The following is a 24,489-nucleotide window of genomic DNA, read 5'->3' as shown; positions in this document are numbered from 1 at the left end:
CTTTTTGATTATGCCTCTCTGATTTTACGCTGAAACAAAAGAGGGTGATGAACTGAACAAACACTATTTAAAAATCCTAAACCACCCTTTATGTTTAAACCACAAAAGCATACCCGAAACGAGCAGACCCATGAAAATCAGCACGCCAAAATAGCCGTATTTCCAATGTAATTCAGGCATGTTGTCAAAGTTCATTCCGTACACCCCAACAATAAAGGTCAGTGGAATAAAAATGGTCGACACAATGGTCAATGTCATCATAATGGCATTCATCCGGTTGGAATTCAGCGTCTGATAGCTGTCTCGTAAATCCGCTGTCATGTCCCGGTTCGACTCAACGATCTCTGTGAGCTTCAAAAGATGATCGTAAATATCATTAAAATACGCTTGGCGGTTTGTATCGCTTTTCATCGTATTTGTGTTCACAATACGATATAAAAGGTCCCTCATTGGGATAATCGTTCTTCGCAGTTTGAGCAAATCGGATCGGATTCCGAATACTTCGTTCATCAACGTGCCATACGTTTTATGACCTTCTTCATCCTCAATTTCATTCAGCCTGTCCTCTATTTGATAAATAATAGGGAAATAATCATCAACAAGCTGATCAATCAGCATGTAGGCAATATGCTCAGGTCCGCTGTTTCTTTCTTTATCAGACCCCTTGAGCTTTCGAATGACACGATCAATGTATGGCGCTTCCTTTAAATGAAAGGTCACGATATAGTTTTCACCAACAAACAGATCAATTTCCTCAGAACGCAGCGTTTTTTGATTAAGGGCATGCAGCACGAAAAATAAATACCCCTCATAAAAATCAAGCTTCGGCCGCTGTAAATAATGGAAGCAATCCTCAATCGCAAGCGGATGGAACTGAAAATATTCCTTCAAAAGCGCTGCTTCCTTTTCCGTTGGTGCATGAAAATCAATCCAATACCAGGCGATTTCGGGGCTTGAAAGCTGCTGCATTGTTGCATGTTCAATCAAGTCGCCGTTTTTTGTCACTGCAAGTTTTCTCAGCATGTGCACCCCTCCAGACTTGCATTATATCATGAAGCAGCGCCGGTGAACTTATACGTTTTCTACATAAAAAAGCCGATCTCAGAAAGAGATCGGTTAAATGTGCGTGTATGATTGATGGATAAAACCGAGAATTAAGGACGATGGAACGTAACGAATTTATCTTGACGGTCAAACCAGCCTCTAAACGCCCAGTTATCCCAGCCGCCATCGCCGTTGTTTTTAAATGTACCGCTTTCGAATACCCAAATTCCGTAAACAACATTACCAAGATTAGCAGTAGCAAAAGTTTTGACGCCGTTAAAACGGTCTTCGTAGTTCTGGCTTAGGTTAAAGACCATGACATTATATCTGCCGCCAGCAGCGTAGAATGTGCTTTCCATGACGCTTTTCACGAATCCAGAACGGTTTGCATTTGCGTTTACTGCGTTTACAATGGCATTGGCAATCCCAAGAACATCAAAGTTTACGTTAACATTAGGGCTAGCCGTAGTGCCAGCTTTACCTTCAGTAGCAGCTTTGTTTAAGACAGTTTGCTGAAGTGTAGTAGAAACAGGTGCTGAAGTTTTTGGCTCAGCAGCGTCAGCGAATAATGGCAGTGTCGAAGAAACAGCAGTGGCAAGTGCAACAGAAAGAATGGTTTTTTTCATTGGTCGGATCTCCTTTGTTTTTTAATTTTGGGTCTTCTTTTTTGTAAAATGTGAAACTAGGTGAAGCCGGTTATCAATGAGGTAAATATGTTCTTGCAAGATAAAACAAATGATTGCCTAATCCGCTAATTCCTTTGTTCACCTCCTTGATATGTCATAATTATACAAATATATTCAGGGAGGAAGATATCACCCAGAGGTTCTATTTCTAATTTAAGGAAAATGATCCTAAAATGTTGAAGATTGCTGTCGAATGTTAGCTGAATTCGACTAAAAAACTTTCGTCTATCCAAAAGGAGAATGACCACAAATAAGGAAGATATAACTGATAAATTCTTGTACTCTTTATGTTAAAAAGTATTCAATAAAGAGAATCATTCATGCAAAATGAAACAATCACATCTGCGTATGTTGGCAGAAAGGAAGAGGACATGTATGTGGGAAAAACAGCTGGTGATAGAGCCGCCGTATCATTTCGATCAAGTGCTTAGACGCTTATCAAGTGATCCATTAAAAGCAGTCGATTTGAGTCAAAGAGAAATCAAAGTGCCGATCAGATTAGAGCAAAAACCGTACGTAGTCATCGTTCAAGCTACTGGAACAAAAGATGCGCCTATGTTCCGGGTGCGATCAAACGGCCCAGAGGAACCCCTTCTTTCTGAGGTGAAACGGATATTTGGCATGGAGCATCAATTACACATGATTCAAGACCATTTTTCTCAAACCAATCTAGCGCCCATTTTTGAGGAGCATATCGGAACGCCACTCATGCTGGATTTTCATTTATATCATTGTTTCATGAAATGCATCATTCATCAGCAGCTGAATCTTTCGTTTGCTTACGAGCTCACGAAACGATTTGTCCATACGTACGGTGAGCAAATAGAAGGTGTATGGTTTGATCCTTTACCAGAAACCATTGCATCACTTAAAGTGGAGGATTTGAGGCAGCTGCAATTTAGTCAGCGGAAAGCGGAATATGTCATCGATGTGTCGAAACGAATTGTGAGCGGTTCTCTTTGCTTAGACGAATTACATGATTTATCTGATCTAGAGGTGGAAGAACGTCTGCTTCCAATTAGAGGCATTGGACCTTGGACGGTTCAAAATGTCCTCATGAATGGGCTTGGAAGACCGAATCTCTTTCCAGTGGCAGATATCGGGATTCAAAACGCGATCAAACGGCATTTTGATTTGCCTGAAAAGCCGACAAAAGAGGAGATGGCAGTCTTAAGCAAGGAATGGACCCCATATTTAAGCTACGCTTCTTTATATTTATGGAGAAGCATTGAGACAGATAAATAAATGAAAGGCATTTTCTCTCTTTGTCCAAGACGTGATATACTAAGGAGATGGAATAAAATGAAGACAACCTATCAATGGTTTAAATAGAACGGAGAGAATAAAGTGAAAGAAAAACAGCAAGGTGCCCTTTTGCAAAAGGGACAGCAGTTCCCGCTTACCATTAAACGCCTTGGCATTAATGGAGAAGGGGTCGGTTATTTTAAAAAACAAGTGGTCTTTGTCCCAGGCGCGCTTCCAGGTGAGGAAGTGGTGGTTGAAGCAACGAATGTCCAAGCAAAATATGCAGAAGGTACGGTCAGGAAAGTGCGAAAGCGCTCTGAGCATCGAGTCAAACCGCCATGCCCAGTATACGAAGAGTGCGGCGGCTGTCAGCTTCAGCATTTGGCGTATGAGCAGCAGCTAAATGAAAAGCGTGATATTGTCATTCAATCAATGGAGCGCCATACAAAGCTATCGGTTGAAAAGCTTGATATCAGGCCAACGATCGGCATGGAAGACCCGTGGCATTACCGAAACAAAAGTCAGTTCCAAGTAGGACGTTCTCACAGCGGAGACATCATTGCAGGACTTTACGGACTGAATTCTCATAAGCTTGTACCGATCAAGGAATGTATCGTGCAGCATCCAAAAACGAACAAAACAACGGGTGTTGTTCGCAAAATTTTAGAGAAGTTCGGCGTATCTGTTTACAATGAACGGACAAGAAAAGGCGACGTGCGTTCGATTGTCGTGCGTGTCGGCTTTGAAACAGGGGAAGTACAGGTCGTTCTTGTCACATCAAAACCTGAATTTCCAAAGAAAAAAGAAATTGCCGAAGCCATTCAAAAACGTCTGCCTGAAGTGACGTCCATTATGCATAATATCAATGGCGAAAAAACATCAGTCATCTTCGGCCATAAAACATCTCACCTAGCTGGCAATATGGTCATCCAAGAATTTTTAGGAGACGTCTCTTTCGAACTAAGTGCACGTGCTTTCTTCCAATTGAATCCGAAGCAGACGCTAAAGCTTTATGATGAAGCGAAAAAAGCGGCCAAACTGACTGGCAAAGAAAAGGTTGTCGATGCGTATTGCGGCGTTGGAACCATTGGGATGTGGCTCTCAGATGGCGCAAAAGAAGTAAGAGGAATGGATGTTATCAAAGAATCAATTGATGATGCGAAGAAAAATGCCAAAAAACACGGCATGAAAAACGCGACCTATGTGACAGGAACAGCTGAACATTGGCTGCCAAAATGGGTCAAAGAAGGCTTCCGTCCTGACGTCATCGTCGTCGACCCGCCAAGAACAGGCTGCGAGCGCACCTTCTTAGACACCGTCAAACAAGTCAAACCAAAACGCTTTGTCTACGTCTCTTGCAACCCATCCACACTAGCAAAAGACCTTGAATACATGTCAAAAGACTACAAAATCGAATACATGCAGCCAGTTGATATGTTCCCGCATACGGCGCATGTGGAGACAGTTGTATCAATGGTAAGAGTGTAAAAAGTGAAGTGAATAAACAGTCCGTGATTTGAATACTGGTGGCTAACTGGTAGGATGATCACGGATTTTTTTATCAACTGAGTAAATCAAGTTCATAAAATAGAGGAGGATAACGATGAGTCAATTTGAAATACTGACAAAATACATACCGATGCTTCACGAGGACCATATCGGAGAATGGGTGATCGATCAAGAAAATGATGGAACAGCTGAACGCCCAATCCAGATGCCCTTTGTGAATTATTCCGAAACGGTCCAACGCTTTATTGAAGATGTCTATACCTTTGCAGAACAGCATCAAGAAATGGAACTTACCCGCTATAGTGAAATCCTCTCAGAAAATGGAATTGATTGGGGAACGAACGATATGGAGCATGTGGACATCTCAAATTTAAATGCGCAGTGTGTACTTGCTCTCATCATGGGGGCTTTGAGAGCTGAGCGATTTAGTGAGGGAGCCATATTCAATTTCTTTAAAAGTGGAAACATGTTGAAGTGTCTTGAAAGATTAGATTGTTTGGACTAAGAGCGGTTTATTTCAATTATTGGAGTGATCATATGAAAAATAAAACAGATGCAGCCGATACTTTTCCTCCTATGAAAATAGAAGAAATTGATCAAATTTTATTATATGATCTTGATGCAATAAAAATTGAAAAAGAAGATGAGCGTATAAAATTCATTTTACAAGATCCCTATTGTCCTGATAAAAGTCATATTCACAGTGTGTATGTCATTTATAAGAAGTCTATACTCAATTTACTTGAAGGTAGGATTCGTTCTATTCATAGTCATGAATTCATGAGTGCTAAGAAAAAAGATCGAACGATTTCTAAAGAAGATATAGAATATGTATTAGAGATGGCTACAGTTGTGGTTCTTGCAAGTGAAAATAATGGAGTAGTGACGAATTATTTTTATAGTGGAGACGGAGAAAGGTTAGATCGTATTTTTAATATATGCTTAGGTTATTCAACAGACTTACAAAAAGAGAATAAAGTAAGTTTGGAACGATTTATGAATGATATGAAGATTGTTGAGCAGATGGGATTGTTAGAAAAAATTTTAGGATAATGGGCAAAGCCTAGATTTTAGAGAAATCTAGGCTTTTTGCGCTTTTGAAAAATTTATTCAACTTCATCAAATGATTATGCAAATGAAAATCTTCTATTGACTTTCCCCTTAACTGAAAGGTTTATACTTTGATCAGATCAACAAAACGGAGGAGATCAGGATGTTCAAGATTGGCGATTTTTCTATGTTAAGTAAAGTCCCTGTCAAAACCTTAAGGTATTATGACCAAATCGATTTATTAAAACCTAAACAGATCCATCAAGATTCGGGATACCGGTATTATTCAGCTGAGCAGCTGCTTGAGGTCAATCGGATTTTTCTATACAAGGAATTAGGTTTTACGTTAAAGCAAATGGGTCAGCTTCTTCGTGAAGATATTTCTGTCGAACAGATTCAGGGGATGTTTCTCTTGAAAGAAAGTGAGATTCAGCAATTGATCGATCGAGAACAGCAGAAATTAGCCCGTATTAAGGAGCGGATGCACCTCATCAAACGAGAGGGGTGTGTGGAAAAAGAGCAGGAGGTCATCATCAAATCGGTTGAAAGCAAACACATCATGTCTTTTCAATCCAACGGAACTGTTGACGAGATCCCATCATTCTTTCAAACGTTTCATCATTTGTTACATAAACATCCGCAAGAATTGAACTCTGAGCCACAAATCGTGCTGTGGAGGGAATCACTTGCTAAAGAAAGTGAGTTCGAATTTGAGGTTGGGTATTCCGCTAAAGCGTTAAGGGGCTCTCTTCCTCAGGGCATCACGATACGTACGTTACCAGCTGAAGAAACCATGGCGACGCTCCTATTTCATTCAGATTCTCCCTTTGCACAAACTGCTTGTGTTGACCTGGCGACATGGATCGAAAATAACGGATATCGCGTGAAAGAAGATCAGCCGGGCCGAGAGATTTATTACCCATTGTCTGAAAATGAAGAAGGAAGACTCATTGAAATACAAATTCCTATAAAAAATGAAGTGTAAACATTGCCCAAAGGAGAAACGTCACGATGAAAAATAAAGCCGTTGTTTATTTACTTGCTTTAGCAGCCTTCTTAATCGGAACAATCGAATATATCATTACAGGGATTATTCAAATGGTCGCAGATGATTTACAGGTCACGACATCAGCTGCTGGTTTATTGGTCACATCCTTAGCGCTCTCAGCAGCAATCGGCGCACCGATTGTCATTGCACTAACCATCAATATCGACCGCAGAAAAATATTATCATGGATGCTGATCATTTTTACTTTAAGTAATATCATCACAAGTGTCAGCCATTCTTTTGAAATGGTGCTGATGACAAGGGTTTTACAAGGAATTAGTGGAGGGACGGCCATTGTGGTGGCAATGGCTGTGGCCACTCGTCTTGTCGAACGAGAAAAAAGAGGAACAGCGATTGGCATCATTTTAATGGGACTCAGCAGTTCCTTGGTTTTAGGTGTGCCAATCGGGACATTTCTAAGCAGCATGATTGGATGGAAAGCATTATTTGCAGCCATTGGATTGATCACGCTCATTCCGCTGATTGTTGTATATAGGCGCATCCCTTCTATGAAAGAACAAGAACCGGTGACGCTAGGTATGCAGTTATCGATATTAAAAGATAAGAGAATTTTGCTTGCGGTGGCAGTGACACTCTTTTATGTAGGTGGATATTCTACTTTATTTACCTATTTAACGCCATTCCTGCAAGAATCAGCAAACCTTAGCATCACAGAAATCAGCGTCATTTTATTGCTAGCGGGAATATGTAGCTTTTTGGGCTCCAGTCTTGGAGGGATAGCAGCAGATAAAAAAGGCCCAATATTCACGATTTTCTCCGGAATTATTCTACAAATCATCATGCTTACGCTGCTAGCATTTGTGACAGGGAACCTCGTGGTCATGGTGGCGGTGATCATGATATGGATGATTGCAACATGGAGCACATCGCCAGCTCAGCAGCTATATCTTGTCACACTTGTACCTAAATCTCCTGATATCGCATTAAGTGTCAATACATCATTTATTCAATTCGGATTTGCTTTAGGCTCGGGGTTAGGAGGTATTGTACTAAGCAGGACATCTATATTGAACCTCAGCTGGATCAGCGCTGGAACGGTTCTTCTCGCTTTGCTCATGACCATTCTGATGGTGGCATTTGACCGAATTTCTCAGCATAAGAGTTTGAAGGTGATGGAGCAAGGAAGGTAACATAGATTCACTAGTATTGAGGGAACTACTTATTTCGGTAGTTCCTTTTTGATTTGAAAAATGAACCAGTTGAGGAAGTTTATTTGCTACAATGGGAGTGAATATCCAAAGAATGAAGAGATCACTTTCACACTAGCTTTTTTAGGGTGAATAATAAATTATTCTAAAAATGTATATCAAACAAAAGTACTACTAGACAGGAGAGAATACATAATGCCAATAAGCGAGGACATCATCAATCGTAAAGGCGCTCGAAAGGGGAGTGACATTCCTCATGACGTCTTGATTCTTTTGAATCAGGGAGAGTTAGAGAGTGTCAATTTAACTGAATGGCTGGCTGTCAATCATGTGACTCTATTACAGCATGTTTTGCCGTCCATTGGTTTAGACAAACATTTAATCGATCTTTCAGCAGAAATCGCCAAACAAAAAGCGGAGTCAGGCATGAAAGCGATTCGTCTCATAGGTCATTTGTTAGATGGAGTGCTGCAGGAAGAAAATGAGGAAAAAAGAGTGGAAGTCATACAGGCATGCAGTTGTCACATATCTGATAGCGTCCGCTGCTGGGCTGCTTATATGAACAAGCAGCGTTCATCCTCTTTGGAAGAGAAACTGGCGTACATTCAGCCTTTCGCAGCTGATCATCATTTTGGTGTACGCGAAATTGCTTGGATGTCAGTGAGAGAAAGTCTAAGTCAGCAGCTCGATCAAAGTATAAAATATTTAACAGAATGGACAAAAAGTGAGGATGAAAATATTCGTCGATTCTCTGTAGAGGCAATCCGTCCAAGAGGTGTATGGACAAAGCATATTGAGTTATTAAAACAGGAGCCAGAAAGAGCACTGCCAATTCTAAATCACCTCAAATCTGATCCATCAACATATGTTCAAGATTCTGTAGGAAACTGGCTGAATGACGCTAGTAAAACACAGCCTGATTGGGTACGAAATCTGTGCGAACAGTGGTCAAAGGATTCTAATACAAAAGCGACAAGCAGAATTGTTAAGAAAGCCAAGAGAACGATTGTGAAGGGGAATTTGTGAAAAAGAACATGAACTAAATTTCCTTTTTTGAGGGAATTTTTATCTGAATGATTCAGGAGAAATTCTTAGAGGTATGCAGGTATATTCTTCAGAATGGTATAAATTAAGTTTTGTTTGAGTCAAATATTGTTTTTGTAACCATTCAATAGAGCATATTAATTCTTCTGAATATCTATCTATAAAGAAAACAATATACAGAGAGAGTGAGTCGTACCATTGATGAATCAAGATACTTTTGCTGATTGGTTGAGAACTTATACAAATATAAAACCATACTCTATTGGAAGATACTCTAAAGCGATCGGCACTATATCCTCAGAATTAGGAGACTATGGATTACAGAAGATTAATTTATTTAATCTAACTGATGCTGCCTTTATCGATGAAATTCTTAGTAATCCAGAGTTCAAAAAGAAGAATGAAAAAGGACATAGGATGTATAGTGTAGCTTTAAATCATTTTAAAAAATACATTGAATATTATGATGATTCTGAGTTGCAAGCAGAGCTATTTAAAGAGGAGCAGGAGTTTGAAAAGTACCTAATAGGAGATCCTGCTGATGTCGGTAGAGCTGATATTGAGGATAAGCCAAGAGATAAGCCTGAACATAGGTTAGTGAAAAATAAAAAGGTATGGAGTAGAAATCCTAAATATGCAGTTTTAGCTGTTGCTGATGCAGATTATTTATGTGAGTTCGATAAACAGCATAAGCATTTTATTTCTAAGTTTAATGGAGAGAATTATGTAGAGGCTCACCACTTGATACCAATGCAATATCAGGATCAATTTGATCACAGTTTAGACATCCATGCTAATATTGTTTCAATTTGTTTAGTCTGTCATAAGAAAATCCATTATGGACGATTTGAGGACAAGAAAGAAATATTAGATAAGCTATTTCACAGTAGGAGAGAGAGACTTCTTAAAGGTGGAATTGAGATAGAAATTTCACAGTTATACACGTATTATCAGGATTGAGAAATCTAAGGGAATTATGGCTGGCTTAAGATTACTACCTACATTAGGATGCTAATTGAGTATTTAGGGCAAATTGATTATAGCCTGAGTAAAATCACTCAAAATGCCATTTTAAAGAATGAATTTCATTAGCTTTACTCAAAATAAAGCTTTACATCATCCATTATCATCATGTAAGATATGGAGAAATTAAAAGCGAAGAAAAGGACATGAGCCATTTTTACTGGTTATCAGAGAGGGAAGTCACGCTGAAATCTTCCTAACACAGAAAAGTTGTCTTACCACCTTTGAGCTGTATTGGGGAAATTACAGTATCCAATATCGTTTACGCCACGTTACGGCACCAGAGCCATAAAGCGAATACGCATTATGGGAATTTGGGTGGAACCACGGATCACACATTCGTCCCTCTATGAGGGATGGGTGTGTTTTTTTGTACACTCATATAGGATCATTGCTTTGAAAAGGACATGAGCAGCTTTTATCGGTTACCAGAGAGGGAAGTCACGCTGAAATCTTCCTAACGCAGAAAAGCTGTCTTACCACCTTTGAGCTGTATTGGGGAAAATTGCAGTATCCAATACCGTCAATGCCGCGTTACGGCACCAGAGCCATAAAGCGAATACGCGTTATGGGAATTTGGGTGGAACCACGGATTACACATTCGTCCCTCTATGAGGGATGGGTGTGTTTTTTTTATTTCAAAAAATAGGAAAGGTGTGTCAGTTATGAGAGAAAACATGGTGAAGATTCAATTTCTAGATGGAAAGATAAAGGAGTTTCCCGCAGGTACGACTGTTGCAGATGTTGCCTTCCATATTAGTCCGAGCTTAAGAAAAAAAGCGGTGGCGGGAAAGGTCAATGATCAAATGGTTGATTTAAGTGAAAAGCTAAACAGCGATGTTCGGCTGTCTATTGTCACACTTGATTCAAAAGAAGGGGTTGAAGTGCTGCGCCATACATCTGCACACGTATTAGCCCAGGCTGTGAAAAGGTTATATGACAATGTCACACTAGGAATCGGTCCTGTCATTGAAAATGGATTTTACTATGATATGAAGCTCGATCAAACATTAAGTGTAGAGGATTTGGAAGAAATTGAAAAAGAGATGAAAAACATCATAAATGAGAATCATCCCATCCAAAGAAAAGAGGTCTCTTACAAAGAAGCAGAAGCGCTGTTTGCACATGATCCATATAAGCTGGATATTTTAAAAGGGTTACCCTCTCAAGAAGCCATCACAGTTTATCAGCAAGGAGAATTTGTAGATTTATGCCGCGGGCCGCATGTACCTTCTACAGGGTACTTAAAGTCATTTAAACTAACACGTGTTGCAGGGGCTTATTGGCGGGGAGATAGCAATCAGGATGTCTTGCAGCGAGTGTATGGTGTAGCGTTTCAGCATCCAAATCATCTAGCTGATTATCTTCATTTCATGGAAGAAGCAAATAAACGTGATCACCGGAAATTAGGGAAGCAGTTATCCCTCTTTATGTTTTCAGAAGAAGCACCAGGCATGCCGTTTTATTTACCAAAAGGTCAGATTGTCAGAAATGAATTAATGGCCTTTTCAAGAGAAGTGCGAGGAAAAGCGCAATACGAAGAAGTGAGTACACCGTTTATGATGAACCAAGAGCTTTGGGAAAAGTCAGGGCACTGGGATCATTATCATGAAAATATGTATTTCTCAGAAGTAGACCATACAAGCTTTGCTTTAAAACCGATGAACTGTCCAGGGCATATGCTCATGTTCAAAAACAGCTTATATTCATACAGAGACCTCCCGATCAGAATGGCTGAGTTTGGCCAGGTGCATCGTCATGAATTTAGCGGAGCGTTAAATGGATTGTTCAGGGTCAGGACATTTTGCCAAGATGATGCTCACATTTTTTTAAGAGAAGATCAAATCGAAGCTGAAATCAAACGGATTTTCCAATTAGTTGATCATGTGTATCGGACATTTGGGTTTGAGTATTCCGTCGAGCTATCCACTCGTCCAGAAAAAGCCTTAGGGGATGATGCCATTTGGGAAATATCCGAAACAGCACTAAAAAATGTGCTTGATCGTCTAAAGGTCGACTACCAGCTAAATGAAGGAGATGGGGCATTTTATGGACCGAAGATCGATTTTCATATTAAAGATGCCCTGCAGCGGAGCCATCAGTGCGCCACAATTCAGCTGGATTTTCAAATGCCTGAGAAATTTGATTTAACATATATCAATGAAAAAAATGAAAAGGTACGACCAGTTGTGATTCACAGCGCCATTTTTGGTTCTCTAGATCGTTTCCTAGGCATTCTCATTGAGCATTTTGCGGGTGTCTTTCCATTATGGCTAGCACCAGTACAAGTACAAATCATCCCAGTCTCAACTATTCACCTTGATCACTGCTTAAAGGTGCAGCAGCAATTAAGAAGTATCGGAATAAGAGCAATAATCGATGAGCGTGATGAAAAACTTGGCTATAAAATGAGAGAAGCACAAATGCAAAAAATCCCTTATATCGCTGTCATTGGCGATACAGAAATGCAAGACAACACACTAAATATTAGACAGCACGGAGAAAAGACTTCAAAGCAAATGTCTGTTGAGGATTTTAAACGTTTGGCAGCTGAGCAAATAAAAGACAGAACAGCTGCTCAAGAAATGATGTGATGATTTCATTACGAAGAATGAGACGTCCATTGAATGATGGGCGTCTTTCCCTTTCCATTTCTGCAATGGAAAGGGAAAATATTGAAACATTTTTTCGGTAAAATCGTAATAAAGATAGAGCGTTCAAAAGAAACATTTAAAACGGAGAGGAGTATTACATGGATCAAGCTGCACTGAAAAAGATGAGGACAAAACAAGTAGTTATCTCTAATTTACTATTCGGCGTGATGATCTTGATTTTTTTTGTTTTGATTCAAAAAGTTGAGATTCAATTTACATATTTCTTTCTTTGTTTAGGAATCTTCATGCTCCTTCAAGGCATTTACGGCTTGATCAAAAAAGGATCAACAAAGTCTTTCATTCCCATTTTTGAGCAGGTAGCCATTTATGAAAAAGAAAAATTGGGAAAAGAGTGGGAGAAAGAACAAAGAGTGGAGAACATTTGGAAATTGATATTGAGCGGGCTTATGTTCTTCCAATCATTTAGTTTACAAACAATACCAGATTCATTCTTTGAAATAGAACTTAAGTTTCTCATTTTCTTATTTGTTATGGCTCTAGCCATTATCAATATAAGCATGCTCTTTCGCTTTAGAAAAATCGATCGGTCGACTGAAGCGCACGGATTAAAAGGCTTTACAAAGGAATCAAATATGCTGGCAATGGCATTAGGATTATTATCAGTGATCGTCATATTCGGCTTTATCGTCATCTTTCTTCTTCCATAAAACTGAATTTTGAGGTGAAACAAATGAATGCAAACATACAACAACTGATCGATCAGACAAAGGCGAAATTTGGCTTAGATCTTTACTATCTAAAAAGGCACAATTTTCATCGTTACGTCAATATGTTCAATGAAACGGTGTATACATTGAATATGGAATGGTTTCCCACCCATGAAGCTGAACCAGAGGACGATGATCTAAACCCGGACGGCACTGCTGTGATTGACGTGAATTTGAATACAGGGCAGGTTGAAACGGTTATTTTTGTCATGGATAAAACCTTCGCGAAGAATGGTGTCACATTTAAGAGGCCTTATCCAGCTCATGCCATTCAATGGATTGAACAAGAAACAGGGTTGATTGATGGTGAGCATTTTCACTTGCAACAAAAGGAGAAAGGGGAACTTTTTTTCGAAGAAGCAATAGATGGTGTGAAAGTGACGCCTTCAGGCAGAATCGAGGTGAAATGGAATGAACATGGGCAGCTCATTCACTTTATACATCGAGGGCCATTTATGGCAAAAAAACGACTAAGAGCTGAAGAATATGTGCTTTCCATTGATAGGATCGAGGATTTAGCTCAGCAGCAAGTGCAGCGGTTTGATTGGCCCTCCTTCGAGCAGAATCGAATCCGCCCTATATTTGCGTTAGAAGAAATTTATGTCAAGAACGATGGAACAGGAACGATACCATTTGAAATTGGACGTGAAGAAACACATTGTATACACATGAATCAGGTCATGGAGTGGAATGAACCTTTAACCAAAATCTTTGAAAAAAAGGAAATCAATATAAACGAGGACATTACTGCTGAACAAGCCTTCTCACTGGAGCCTTCACCAGATACATTCCCGATCTCAAAAGAAGAGCAAGCGGAGTGTATCAAAGCGGTTCGCACCTTTTTGGCGCAAAAATATTCAAAGGATACAGGGAAGTGGGTGCTTAAAACACTCCACCGTGATCATGGCTATATCGAAGCGATATTAAAAACGAATGAGCAAGAAGGCTGTGGATTTATGGATAAGATCAAGGTCTTCATTGATCCCAGCACTTTTGAAGCCATTAATTACATAGATAAAAAAGAGATGTTTCAAGTATGCGGGATACTCAATCCATCTCAAACAGCTAGTGAAATCACCATTTCTCAGAAAGAAGCCTTTGAAACATTGAGAGAACGCCTCGAACTTACACCCATCTACGTCTATGACGATGTGCAAAAACAATATGTTTTATGCGGCAAGCTTGACTGTCGTGATGGCGTTGATGCAGTGAGCGGCGAAGTATTCTCTTTGACAGACCTTTCATAACTTCTAAAAGAACAGTGAGTAGCTGTTCTTTTTTGTCCTATTTTCCTCTTTTTAGAATAAAAATGGAATTTTGTAGAAGGAAGTTGTCGTTTCATCACGAAAGAAACAGATAAGAATATGATCATAGGTCCATCGGTGGGAATTCGTATTTCATACAGTAAACGTCATACATATGGAAAACTCATGACAGTAAAGTTGATCTACAAATCTTTTAGAAGAAAAAATGACATTGTGTCTCTAGTAGTATGCGAAAATAGGCGGACTGAGATCATAGGGTGAGTTGAACATGTTTGTTTTAGGTAAGCTTAAAGCTATAAATAGAAGAAAGTGAGGATATCTAACTTGAGTACATTGGAAGTGTTTCGTCAGTTTTTGGTTGACCATTATCCTGCGTTACAAGATGAGCTTTGGTTGCAAGATGTTGATACCCTTCGAATCTCTCCTATTCTTCATCCTTTTCTGAAAAGCAAGCTGCCAGAAGGAATCGAAAAATTCACTTGTGTCCTATTCACGCAGCAGACAGATCAAACTGCTGCACCGCTCAAAGTCTACCTTCTATTAGATGAATATGAGCAATCGCTTTATGCCATTGATTTGATGAATGAACAAATAGCGCTTCATTAATACAGAAGCAAAAAGCTGCTTGAGAGAGCTCCTCAGCAGCTTTTTTTTGGTGAATCTTAGTTTGTCATATCAACCAATCTTGAGTGCAAGTTGTCCACTTCTTTCTTTGTTGGAAAAGAGCTGATCAGCAGCGTAGACCGTCCTAATTGATTAGGAAGTTCAGTATCGGTCACAATCATATCAATCCCAAGTCGATCCATTGTCTGTTCATTTAATGTATTTTCTGGACTTGTGAAAATATGAATGAGAGGAGGCAATCTTAATTTAATTAAATCCGCAATAAACAAACTATGATTATAACCTAATGTTGAAATGACAAAAATGTTCAACACGTTTCTCCGATCCATTTCCAAATGAACAAGCCCCCTCCAGTTAGAAGTAATGATACGAATCAATTCTCGTTCATTTTTCACAAAAGAAGCAAGTATATCGTCTGTTTTTAACTCTTGGATGATATGAGTAATCCTCGAATAGAAGTAAGGAAGCTGTTTTTTTACCTCTGATAAATACCTCGATTTCTTTTTGAAAAGGAATCCATCTCTTACGGTAATTTCCCTAGAATACACATAATATTGGAGAAGAATCAGTGTCATCGCCTTGCGATTAGCCACCTCTTGATGAAATATCAACTCCAGTTGGTTGATAAAGGAATGAATGGCTTCGAAGAGGTGTGGTGTATGCGATTGAAAGAACGTCAATTTTTCTTCGACAGTTTCAATTGATTTATAATGGCCAATAGCTGGTTCAATCAATAGTAAAAAGACAAATTCGTGACGATCCAACGTAACACCAAAAGTATCCTTTGTCATTTGGCAAACGTGTTCTTCCAAGTTTTTGATTTGATTATAGATACCTTTAGCTGTAGATGTTTGTTTTTCCTTATCCATTGAGTACCTATAATTGCGTCGTATTGAAAAATTTTTCCTCACTCGGTGTATGGAAACGGCGAGCCATAGGCAAAATTTATCTATCGCCACATCAGGTAGATTGACTTCGAGCACCTGAAATAGCTTTTGTAAAAAATCAACTGCATCTTGCTTTTGAATATCATCGAATGGCCAAAGCCTGCTTCCATAGACTTCAAACAAAAATTCCACAAAAAATTGACGAATCTCCTTCTCATTTCCATGGAACTGCATACTATCTGGTCGTAACTCAATGTCATACGAGATAAGAAGCGAATTGATTTTATGAATGGTGTTATACAATGTGGATCTACTGATATTCAGTATGTCCATCCATTCATAGAAAGACCTGTTTTGTTCAAAGAAAACGCCGTCAATCAATCGAATTTCAATCGTATCTTTTAGAATTTCTTTGATATAGTAGTCGACTCGTATCGTCTGTGTATAACAAATGGATATGCCTTGTCTTGGCTTTATGTGGATTAACGGCTCTCCGTTTTCTGTTTGGAACGACTTCATTTGTTCTAAATCGCTTTGAATGGCACGAACCGAACCGATTTGTTCATTCGATATTTCTTGAAGGCTCCACCACTTATCTTTTGATACAAGCAGTTTTAAAATTTTTATCCATCTCTTTGATTTATTATCAATGAGCTCCATTAAACAACTAACTCCTTCCCTTGGCTTGCCTCTATATTATGAAGTTCACTTAAAGAACATTTGATTTTCTAAATAGGCATAAAATGATTTTAATATTTAGGCTAAATCGTTTTGTCTTCACTTTTCATGATAAAAGAGAAAAAAATTAGACGAAAACAAATATTATTCGTTAATTCTCCATATTTTTCTTTTAAAAGGTGATAAGTAAGCCATGAATCCTATAAAAATGGATCATTTTAGATATTTTGTTTATTTTTTTGCTGTTGAAACGGTAAATGAAAGAATAAAATGCAGCAGATTTTTGATTACCATATGAAAGGGAGTAGAAAGGAATGCGGTCTATATGATGCTGAACTGTCTAACCATACATACCATATGATACATGCTTGTTTCATATGAACGAACTATATGTGAATACATGCTTATATATGCATGTAAACATCGTTTATTGTTCATTCAAGTATCAATAGAAAAATTCATATTTATTCTTTCATGATCCCTCTCACTATTCCCCATTTCTATGGACCCCAATCCAGTTATTGAATCCACTATCATGATTGATCAACTCATTTTATTCATAGGGTCGTAAGGTGCAATTTTTTAGAAAATATTTGATCAGAAGAGGAGTGATTGATCTGACAGTATACAACTGATTTTTTTATCATTGCTGAAAATTAATTTTAGAAAAGGGTGGATGTATTGAAAAGAATATTGTCGCTGGCACTCATTACAGTGCTAGTCATACAGTCTAGTATATTAGGAGTCTTGCCTTTAGCAGGGGCACAAGCAAAAGAAATTCAAGAAAATATTTATGGGGATATTGAGTTTGCTGATAGCGAAGGCAATAAGTTATCAAGCATGGAAGATCAGCAAGTAAGAAAGGCCACTGTGCATTGGTCAATAAAAGGAATTGATCTAAAAAAACAATATCCGTATGTTCTCACTCTTCCTTCAGCCATCCAGGTAGAGAAGGAGCAGAAGGAACCCATTACTGTAGGTGACATACCTGTTGGCGAGTATACCGTTTCAAAACAAAATGAAGTGACGGTAAAATTTAAAGAAGATGTTGAGATCGATCCAAATTTAGAAGGATCAATTGACATCGATGTCACCAGTATAACTCAGCAAGAAGAGAAAACAAAGCAAAATGAGGGTGAAGAAAGCCTTCCAAAAGATGACTCAACCTCATCTGAGAAAGATAAAGCTTCTAACAATCAAGAAGCCGCTCAAACGAAACAAAACGAAGAAGATGAATTACTAAAAAACAAAGTGAGCGTGTCTAAGCGTGCAGGGCTGCAAAGTGTTACAAAACAAACGCTGATACAAGAAAATCTCCTCACTGATGCGAAATTAATATTTGAAGATCCGGAAGGAAATTCAATTGAGAAACCTGATATCAACTCGCTGATTTCCATTAACTATGAGTGGGCCATCCCGAATGGGCATAGCTATAATGGCGGAGATGAATTCCATTTCAAGGTTCCAGAGGAATTAGTGATTTACGAAAAAATCGATCGTCTCGAGATGAAATTTAATCAGGCAACCGTTGGTTATTTCTCTGTAGATGAGAGCGGAAATGCCTCCATCGAGTTCACCGATTTTATTAAACAATATTCAAATATTCATGGAACACTTCAAGTTTGGACGCAATTAGATCAACAAACAGTCATCACTGAAGAAAAAGATGTCATCATTACCCCGATTGAAGGCAAGGATACGGTATCTATTCCGATTCAATACATTCCAAATGGTCCAAACGTCTCTAAAAAGGGAAAACCAAATCGATCTTACAATGCTGAAACCATTCAATGGACAGTAGATTTTAATATGGACTTAGACGATGTGAAACAAGCGAAGCTATTAGATCCGATTCAAGAAGGTCAGGCATTGAAAAAAGATTCAATCAAGCTTTATCGTATTGATACAAAGCTAAATGGAGAAACATCGATTGGACAGCTGCTTGACGAAAACCACTACACAATCGGTCAAACAGCAGATGGTCAAGATTTCACGATTGAATTTAAAGATGACGTGCATCTAGCTTACCGTTTAATGTATGAAACGGACATTACAAATCAAGATCAGTCTGCATTTCGTAATAAAGCGTCCCTTGTTTCTGGTGATAAAGTGATCAGTTCAGCAGAAGGCACAGTGAATGTGACAAGAGGCAGTCCTTTAAATAAAAAAGCCGCTCACTACGATCCAGTCACACAAACGATTACTTGGGAAATTCGATATAACTATAACGAAAAAAAGCTGGCTCAAAAGGATGCTTTGTTAGAAGACTACTTTAATGGCACACAGGCGCTGATTTCTGATTCATTTCAAGTCAAAGAAGTCACAATTGATCAAAATGGCAACGAAGCAGGGACAAAAGCGTTTGAAAATTATGTAGTTCAACCTCAAAAAAAGGATGAACAAAACGGGTTTACCTTGCAATTCAATCAAGATATTCAATCAGCTTATCTCATCACCTATCAAACAAAAGCAACCGAGCGGGTTTTTGAAGCTGAAGAGATCATCAATACCGTAACAGCTGGCAAAGAGAGCAAACAAGGGAAGCAAAGAATTGACCAGCAAATCCTAACGAAAAATCATGGAACACCAAATTACAAGACCAAGACTATTCCATGGCGTATCACCTTCAACAAAGATCAACAAACGATGAACAATCTAATATTAAAAGATACGTTTACAAACGAAGGATTGACGCTGCAAAAAGATAGTTTAAAAGTGACGACAGGCAATTCAGTGCTTGAAGAAGGCACAGATTACCTAATAATTGAACATGAAAATGGATTTGATATTCAATTTACGAAAGAAATTAAGACAGAACATATCGTCACATATACAACGTCTTTTGATTATGAAAAAAGAGCAGATAAAGACCAAAAGAATCTGCGTAATCATGTAAAGCTTGAATGGATAAATGAAGATGGCAAGGATTTGACGAAGGAAAATCAATCTGTCTTCACGCCTGACACATACACGCAGTCAAATGGTTTTAAGAACGGAACTTATGATGCAAAGAAAAAAGAGATCACATGGAATATCGGTGTGAACTATAATTTGAAACATCTAGAAGAGGCGAGAATCGAGGATTTCATTCAAGGAAATCAGCGTTTGCTTAAAGATTCAATCATCGTCTATTCGCTTGATTTACAAGGCGGGGAAAATGGAGCAGAAGAAAAAGAGGTATTAGCGAAAGAACATTATGACATCAAATTCCTTGAAAATGAAAAGGGAGAAACAGGCTTCGAAGTCATCTTCAAAAAAGCCATTGATTCCCCATACAAAATCACGTATCAAACAAGTGTTGAAGGAATGGATTTAGTACAGAAAACCTACGAAAATAAAGCGACCCTTTATGATGGACAGACAAAAGAATCAGATGTGAATGCTGTGGTGTCCATTCCAAATGGAGGGAAATACACGAGCAAATCAGGAAATCAACAAGGGAAAGTTATTGATTGGAAAGTAAATATCAATTTTGGTCAATCAACAGTCCAAGATGCGACGATTATAGACCATCCAAGCAGTAACCAAGCCATAATTGAAAACTCATTTCATCTCTATTCGACGACAATAGATGAAAAGGGGCAAGTGACAAAAGCAGAAGAGCTGGAAAAAGGGAAGGATTATGAACTAGACCTTGAATTCGACCCAGATTCTTTTCAAATCAAATTTAAAGAAGAAATCACGAGACCATATATTTTGGAATACCAATCTCTCATTTTAGATAAGGTGGGAAGTACACTTCAAAACGAAGTAACGTTTAGAGGTGAAAATGTAAAAGAAATCAAAAAGGAATCCGAAGCCTCAATTGTGGTCAAACGCACAGCTGGCATGGGGGACGGCACAGGAGCGATTGGTGCTTTAACCGTTAAAAAGGTAGATGCGAGTACTGGAAAAGCGCTAAAAGGAGCAACCTTCTCTCTGACAGATGCTGCGAGCGGCATCGTCATTGGTACAAAGACAACAGATGAAGAAGGATCTCTTCGATTTGATCGTCTTCTGTATGGTGATTATATCGTGACAGAAGAGAAAGCACCTGATGGTTATATTAAAACCAAGGATCCGATCCATATAACGATTGATCAGCCTTACGAATCTGGAGATCAAGCGAAAACAGGAAATAGCATGACGGTGCAAAACCAAGAAATCCGCCAGCATGTCAAGTTAACGAAAAAAGACAAAGAGACGGGTGCAGCATTAGAGAATGCAGAATTTGAACTGAAAAATGAATCTGGAGATACCGTCCAAACCGATTTGAAAACGGATGAAAAAGGAGAAATCCTTTTCAAACATCTTGAGCCAGGTTCCTATTATTTTGTTGAGACAAATGCACCGAAAGGCTATCAATTAAATCAGCAAAAATGGCCGTTCACCATTAAAGAAAATCAAACAGAAACAACAATTGTAACTGCAGTAAATGACATCATCAAAGGCTCAGCAGAATTGAGCAAAATAGGTGAAGGCGGAGAGCGACTAGAAGGTGCACAGTTCAAGCTTTTAGATCAAGATGGGCATGAGCTAAAAGGTTCGCTTGTCACAGGAGAAAATGGCAAGATCACGATAAACGAACTAAGGCCGGGCACGTATCAGCTCATTGAAACAAAAGCACCCGATGGTTATGTATTAGATGAAACGCCAATCAAATTTGAAGTACCACTTGATCCAAAGGAACCAGTCGTCATTTCGCAAAAGAACTTCTATGAAACAAGTGCATTAGAAGTGAAAAAAGAAGGGGAAGATGGCAAGAAGCTTCAAGGTGTTCAATTTGAAGTCTTGGATCAAAATGACAAAGTCGTACGTAAAGATTTGACAACAGATGAAGATGGGAAGCTTTTGGTTGATGACCTCAAACCGGGCAAATATCAGCTCGTGGAGACAGAGAGTATTGATGGTTACCAAAAGAAAAATAAATCTTATCCTTTTACCATCGAAATCGCACAAAAAACACCGGCAGAAATCAAAGTGATCAATGATCTCAAAACTGGATCTGTCCAGCTCACGAAGCTCGGTGAAAAGGATGATGTGCTTGAAGGAGCAGAATTCAAGCTTGTAGATGCAAATGGAAAAGAGATGAAAACAGGTCTTGTCACTGATCAGAACGGGAAGATCATCGTCAACGATCTGAAGCCTGGAACCTATCAGTTTGTTGAAACGAAGGCGCCATTTGGTCACGAGCTTGACGAAACACCTGTCACTTTTGCTATTCCATTTAACCCTGAGAAGCTGGTCAGTGTGACAAAAGAAAATAGCCGCAAAACAGGCGGAGTGCTGCTCCACAAAAAAGGCGAAGATGGGAAATCATTAGAAGGGGTTGTCTTTGATCTATCTGATGATAAAGGAAAGATAGTGGCAGGAGGAGAAGGAATTACAACCAATCAGGATGGAAAGATCACCTTCACAGGGCTAAAACCTGGAACCTATCAATTTGTTGAAAGAAAGAGTCTTGAAGGCTATGAATTGAGTACGAAACCACTTGTCTTTGAAGTTGAATTAGGTCAAAAAGAATTGATTCAAGTGGAGGCAATCAATCAGCTTAAGAAAGGTTCTGTAGAACTCACAAAAATAGGGGAAGAAAAAGAAAGATTGAAAGGCGCAGAATTTACACTTTTCAATGACGATGGCAAAGAAATGATGTCAGGTTTAACAACAAACGAGAAAGGCATCATCACTGTCAACGATTTGAAACCAGGCGCTTACCAATTGGTTGAAACGAAGGCTCCGTTTGGACATAAACTAGATGCAGAACCAGTAGAATTTAAGATTGATTTCAACCCAAATCAACTGGTGAAAGTGACAAAAGAAAATATTCGGACGACAAGTGCTGTGAAGCTTCAGAAAAAAGGAGAGGATGGTCAGTTGCTGGCTGGGGTGACCTTCGATCTGATGGATGAGCATGATCAGCGTATTCAGAAAGACTTAAAGACAGACAAAAACGGTCAACTGACAGTCGATCAACTGAAGCCAGGAACCTATCGATTTGTCGAAACAGCAAGCATTGCCGGCTATGAATTGGATCAGACACCTGTCTCATTTACGATTCGTTTAGGTCAAGACAAACCAGCAAAAGTAGAAATGATCAACAAACTGACGCCGGGAGCAGTGGAACTGACCAAAATCGATGATGAGGGACATCCGCTGGAAAATGCAGAGTTTGCTCTTCTGAGTAAAGAAGGAAAAACGTTGAAGAAATCACTTGTAACGGATCAAAAAGGAAAGCTTCACATCAACGATCTAAAACCGGGAGAATATCAATTCGTTGAAACGAAAGCACCTCATGGTTATGAATTGGATAATAAGCCGATCCTGTTCACAATTGAGAAAAATCAGCAGAAGCCGCTTCAATTAACAGCGAAGAATCACTTGATCTTAGGAAGTCTGCGTATCATAAAGGTAGACCAGCAGACAGATAGAACCTTAAAAGGGGCAGCCTTTGACATTCGTACAAAAGCTGGGAAAACCATAAAATCTGTGACAACAGGAAAAGACGGAGAAGCCATTGTCAAAGGGCTTAAACCTGGAGAGTATCTACTCACAGAGACGAAAGCACCAGATGGTTATGTAGCTTTAAAGAAACCGCTCGCTTTTACAATTCAAATAGGCGAAGTGGAGATCAAGACAATGATTGTGAAAAATGCACCTGTGAAGAGTGAAGAGGACCACACGAATCCTCCAGCCTCAGATAAAGGGGATCAACATCCGCCTCATGACTCAAACGGAGAGCTGCCAAAGACTGGAGAAGAATGGCTGCGTTACTTGATGTATGCAGGGATTTTACTAGTAGCTTCTGGAACTGTTCTTCTTGTTCTTAGAAGAAGAACCATTCAGTAAGAGGAAGGAACGAGTGTATTGATGAAAAAAAGAACCTTATTAGGCAGCTTTTTGGTGGTCACGGGGCTGATGCTCATCTCCGTTCCTTTTCTATATGAGTGGCGAACTTCTCAAGAGACAGCAGCAATGGAACAGGCATTAAAGATGATTGAAGAAAATGAAAGTGATGCCCTTTCTTCAATTCCACATTTAACTGTGTCAGAAGAAGACCTGCGAGATGTGATGGAGCTAGAGATCCCGTCAATTGATTTAAACGAAAAAGTGCTGCCTGTTACAACAAAAGAAAATTTAGGCATTGCACTGACTCAAATCAAATCTCATCAAATGCCAGGTGAAGGAAATTTCACGATTGCAGGCCATAGAGGGTATAGAGGCGACCGGCTTTTCCGGCAGCTGCCAGAGGTACCTAAAGGAGAAAAAGTCGTCTTACATCATCAAGCTGAAACATACGAATATAAAATTGTCAGCTCTGCTACGATAGAACCGACGGATGTGGATGTATTAAAGGATCGCGGGAAAAATGAACTGACATTGATCACTTGTACACTTGATGGTCAGAAACGCTTTGTCTTAAAAGGAATACGAATCAACGCTTCAAAGGGTGAACAGCTGTCGGATGTATAACACCAACATAATAAATGATGGATGCGATGGAAAAGCAGCGCTCACGACCGATATGTTACACCAATTGTTATCAGAGCAATATCCAACTTTAAAAAACGAATGTTGGGATGTTGATGTAGATACAATTCGGGCTTCACCTATTCTTCACCCTTTATTAAAAAGAAAGCTGCCAGTTGGTATTGAAAAATTCACATGTGTTTTGTTCACGCAACAGACAGCAGCTTTTGGAGAACCTTTGATTGTGTACTTTCTGTTGGATGAGAAAGGCGAATCGATTTACGCAATGGATCTATTGCTTGAGCAGCAAGATACCCATTAAACGAGAAAGATTTTAAGGTAGAAAAATAAAATCAGTCATATCATGAGGACTCTAATTCGTATACGAA

General features: G+C 39.1%; 18 protein-coding genes and 2 other annotated features. Of the genes, 15 read left to right on the top strand and 3 right to left on the bottom strand.

What is annotated here, in order from left to right; translation table 11 throughout:
- Positions 1 to 63: 63 nt before the first annotated feature.
- Together corA and AOQ70_RS17530 are read right to left on the bottom strand one after the other, a co-directional pair.
- Positions 64 to 1,023, bottom strand: coding sequence for a magnesium/cobalt transporter CorA (gene corA / locus AOQ70_RS17535; RefSeq protein WP_059377699.1), 960 nt, complete (start codon positions 1,021 to 1,023; stop codon positions 64 to 66).
- A 131-nt stretch (positions 1,024 to 1,154) separates the two neighbouring features.
- Positions 1,155 to 1,670 (bottom strand): hypothetical protein, encoded by a 516-nt coding sequence (locus AOQ70_RS17530; protein WP_059377695.1) that lies wholly within the window; start codon positions 1,668 to 1,670, stop codon positions 1,155 to 1,157.
- A gap of 435 nt (positions 1,671 to 2,105) precedes the next feature.
- On the opposite strand from AOQ70_RS17530, the gene AOQ70_RS17525 reads away from it, so the two are divergent.
- From AOQ70_RS17525 to AOQ70_RS17470, 12 genes are all read left to right on the top strand, one after another.
- Positions 2,106 to 2,975: a DNA-3-methyladenine glycosylase family protein gene (locus tag AOQ70_RS17525; RefSeq protein WP_059377691.1), complete on the top strand. Its 870-nt coding sequence runs from the start codon at positions 2,106 to 2,108 to the stop codon at positions 2,973 to 2,975.
- 102 nt (positions 2,976 to 3,077) lie between these two features.
- Positions 3,078 to 4,463: a 23S rRNA (uracil(1939)-C(5))-methyltransferase RlmD gene (gene rlmD, locus AOQ70_RS17520; protein WP_039177177.1), complete on the top strand. Its 1,386-nt coding sequence runs from the start codon at positions 3,078 to 3,080 to the stop codon at positions 4,461 to 4,463.
- 115 nt (positions 4,464 to 4,578) lie between these two features.
- Positions 4,579 to 4,989 (top strand): DUF6508 domain-containing protein, encoded by a 411-nt coding sequence (locus tag AOQ70_RS17515; protein WP_059377688.1) that lies wholly within the window; start codon positions 4,579 to 4,581, stop codon positions 4,987 to 4,989.
- Between the two features lie 32 nt (positions 4,990 to 5,021).
- Positions 5,022 to 5,537 (top strand): hypothetical protein, encoded by a 516-nt coding sequence (locus AOQ70_RS17510; RefSeq protein ID WP_059377686.1) that lies wholly within the window; start codon positions 5,022 to 5,024, stop codon positions 5,535 to 5,537.
- Between the two features lie 160 nt (positions 5,538 to 5,697).
- The gene (locus AOQ70_RS17505; protein WP_059377684.1) at positions 5,698 to 6,519 is read left to right on the top strand and encodes a MerR family transcriptional regulator; all 822 of its coding nucleotides are present in this window, start codon (positions 5,698 to 5,700) and stop codon (positions 6,517 to 6,519) included.
- Positions 6,520 to 6,545: 26 nt separating this feature from the next.
- On the top strand, positions 6,546 to 7,733 hold the full coding sequence (locus AOQ70_RS17500) for an MFS transporter (RefSeq protein ID WP_059377682.1): 1,188 nt from the start codon (positions 6,546 to 6,548) through the stop codon (positions 7,731 to 7,733).
- A 213-nt stretch (positions 7,734 to 7,946) separates the two neighbouring features.
- On the top strand, positions 7,947 to 8,777 hold the full coding sequence (locus AOQ70_RS17495; protein WP_059377679.1) for a DNA alkylation repair protein: 831 nt from the start codon (positions 7,947 to 7,949) through the stop codon (positions 8,775 to 8,777).
- A 216-nt stretch (positions 8,778 to 8,993) separates the two neighbouring features.
- Complete coding sequence (locus AOQ70_RS17490) at positions 8,994 to 9,755, top strand: HNH endonuclease (RefSeq protein WP_059377676.1); 762 nt, start codon at positions 8,994 to 8,996, stop codon at positions 9,753 to 9,755.
- Between the two features lie 189 nt (positions 9,756 to 9,944).
- Positions 9,945 to 10,168, top strand: a binding site (T-box leader).
- A gap of 37 nt (positions 10,169 to 10,205) precedes the next feature.
- Positions 10,206 to 10,430 (top strand) — a binding site (T-box leader).
- Positions 10,431 to 10,483: 53 nt separating this feature from the next.
- Positions 10,484 to 12,412 (top strand): threonine--tRNA ligase, encoded by a 1,929-nt coding sequence (thrS, locus tag AOQ70_RS17485; protein WP_059377674.1) that lies wholly within the window; start codon positions 10,484 to 10,486, stop codon positions 12,410 to 12,412.
- Between the two features lie 158 nt (positions 12,413 to 12,570).
- Positions 12,571 to 13,140 (top strand): hypothetical protein, encoded by a 570-nt coding sequence (locus AOQ70_RS17480; RefSeq protein ID WP_059377672.1) that lies wholly within the window; start codon positions 12,571 to 12,573, stop codon positions 13,138 to 13,140.
- 23 nt (positions 13,141 to 13,163) lie between these two features.
- Positions 13,164 to 14,447 carry a hypothetical protein gene (locus tag AOQ70_RS19815; protein WP_059377667.1) on the top strand — a complete coding sequence of 428 codons (1,284 nt, stop codon included), beginning with the start codon at positions 13,164 to 13,166 and terminating at the stop codon, positions 14,445 to 14,447.
- Positions 14,448 to 14,789: 342 nt separating this feature from the next.
- Positions 14,790 to 15,071: a hypothetical protein gene (locus tag AOQ70_RS17470; RefSeq protein ID WP_039177194.1), complete on the top strand. Its 282-nt coding sequence runs from the start codon at positions 14,790 to 14,792 to the stop codon at positions 15,069 to 15,071.
- A 56-nt stretch (positions 15,072 to 15,127) separates the two neighbouring features.
- Here the strand turns inward: AOQ70_RS17470 and AOQ70_RS17465 are convergent, their stop codons facing one another.
- Positions 15,128 to 16,636 (bottom strand): helix-turn-helix domain-containing protein, encoded by a 1,509-nt coding sequence (locus tag AOQ70_RS17465; RefSeq protein ID WP_058837459.1) that lies wholly within the window; start codon positions 16,634 to 16,636, stop codon positions 15,128 to 15,130.
- A 699-nt stretch (positions 16,637 to 17,335) separates the two neighbouring features.
- On the opposite strand from AOQ70_RS17465, the gene AOQ70_RS17460 reads away from it, so the two are divergent.
- From AOQ70_RS17460 to AOQ70_RS17450, 3 genes are read left to right on the top strand one after another with little or no spacing between them, the layout of a single operon-like run.
- Positions 17,336 to 23,479, top strand: a complete 6,144-nt coding sequence (locus AOQ70_RS17460) for a SpaA isopeptide-forming pilin-related protein (RefSeq protein WP_059377664.1) — start codon at positions 17,336 to 17,338, stop codon at positions 23,477 to 23,479.
- A gap of 21 nt (positions 23,480 to 23,500) precedes the next feature.
- Positions 23,501 to 24,103: a class D sortase gene (locus AOQ70_RS17455; protein WP_058837499.1), complete on the top strand. Its 603-nt coding sequence runs from the start codon at positions 23,501 to 23,503 to the stop codon at positions 24,101 to 24,103.
- Positions 24,096 to 24,422, top strand: coding sequence for a hypothetical protein (locus AOQ70_RS17450; RefSeq protein ID WP_059377662.1), 327 nt, complete (start codon positions 24,096 to 24,098; stop codon positions 24,420 to 24,422). The genes AOQ70_RS17455 and AOQ70_RS17450 overlap by 8 nt, the downstream gene beginning before the upstream one ends.
- Positions 24,423 to 24,489: the final 67 nt, after the last annotated feature.

It is taken from the genome of Bacillus sp. AM 13(2015), from assembly GCF_001518755.1.
GTDB classification, from domain to species: domain Bacteria; phylum Bacillota; class Bacilli; order Bacillales; family Bacillaceae; genus Bacillus; species Bacillus safensis.
Note: the sequence above shows the minus strand (reverse complement) of the source record. Positions and strands in the feature narration are given on the sequence as shown.

Bases quoted from the DNA above. Each gene is read 5' to 3' on its own strand.
- corA (WP_059377699.1), bottom strand. From the start codon at position 1,023: ATGCTGAGAAAACTTGCAGTGACAAAAAACGGCGACTTGATTGAACAT.
- AOQ70_RS17530 (WP_059377695.1), bottom strand. From the start codon at position 1,670: ATGAAAAAAACCATTCTTTCTGTTGCACTTGCCACTGCTGTTTCTTCG.
- AOQ70_RS17525 (WP_059377691.1), top strand. From the start codon at position 2,106: ATGTGGGAAAAACAGCTGGTGATAGAGCCGCCGTATCATTTCGATCAA.
- AOQ70_RS17515 (WP_059377688.1), top strand. From the start codon at position 4,579: ATGAGTCAATTTGAAATACTGACAAAATACATACCGATGCTTCACGAG.
- AOQ70_RS17510 (WP_059377686.1), top strand. From the start codon at position 5,022: ATGAAAAATAAAACAGATGCAGCCGATACTTTTCCTCCTATGAAAATA.
- AOQ70_RS17505 (WP_059377684.1), top strand. From the start codon at position 5,698: ATGTTCAAGATTGGCGATTTTTCTATGTTAAGTAAAGTCCCTGTCAAA.
- AOQ70_RS17500 (WP_059377682.1), top strand. From the start codon at position 6,546: ATGAAAAATAAAGCCGTTGTTTATTTACTTGCTTTAGCAGCCTTCTTA.
- AOQ70_RS17495 (WP_059377679.1), top strand. From the start codon at position 7,947: ATGCCAATAAGCGAGGACATCATCAATCGTAAAGGCGCTCGAAAGGGG.
- thrS (WP_059377674.1), top strand. From the start codon at position 10,484: ATGAGAGAAAACATGGTGAAGATTCAATTTCTAGATGGAAAGATAAAG.
- AOQ70_RS17480 (WP_059377672.1), top strand. From the start codon at position 12,571: ATGGATCAAGCTGCACTGAAAAAGATGAGGACAAAACAAGTAGTTATC.
- AOQ70_RS19815 (WP_059377667.1), top strand. From the start codon at position 13,164: ATGAATGCAAACATACAACAACTGATCGATCAGACAAAGGCGAAATTT.
- AOQ70_RS17465 (WP_058837459.1), bottom strand. From the start codon at position 16,636: ATGGAGCTCATTGATAATAAATCAAAGAGATGGATAAAAATTTTAAAA.
- AOQ70_RS17455 (WP_058837499.1), top strand. From the start codon at position 23,501: ATGAAAAAAAGAACCTTATTAGGCAGCTTTTTGGTGGTCACGGGGCTG.
- AOQ70_RS17450 (WP_059377662.1), top strand. From the start codon at position 24,096: ATGTATAACACCAACATAATAAATGATGGATGCGATGGAAAAGCAGCG.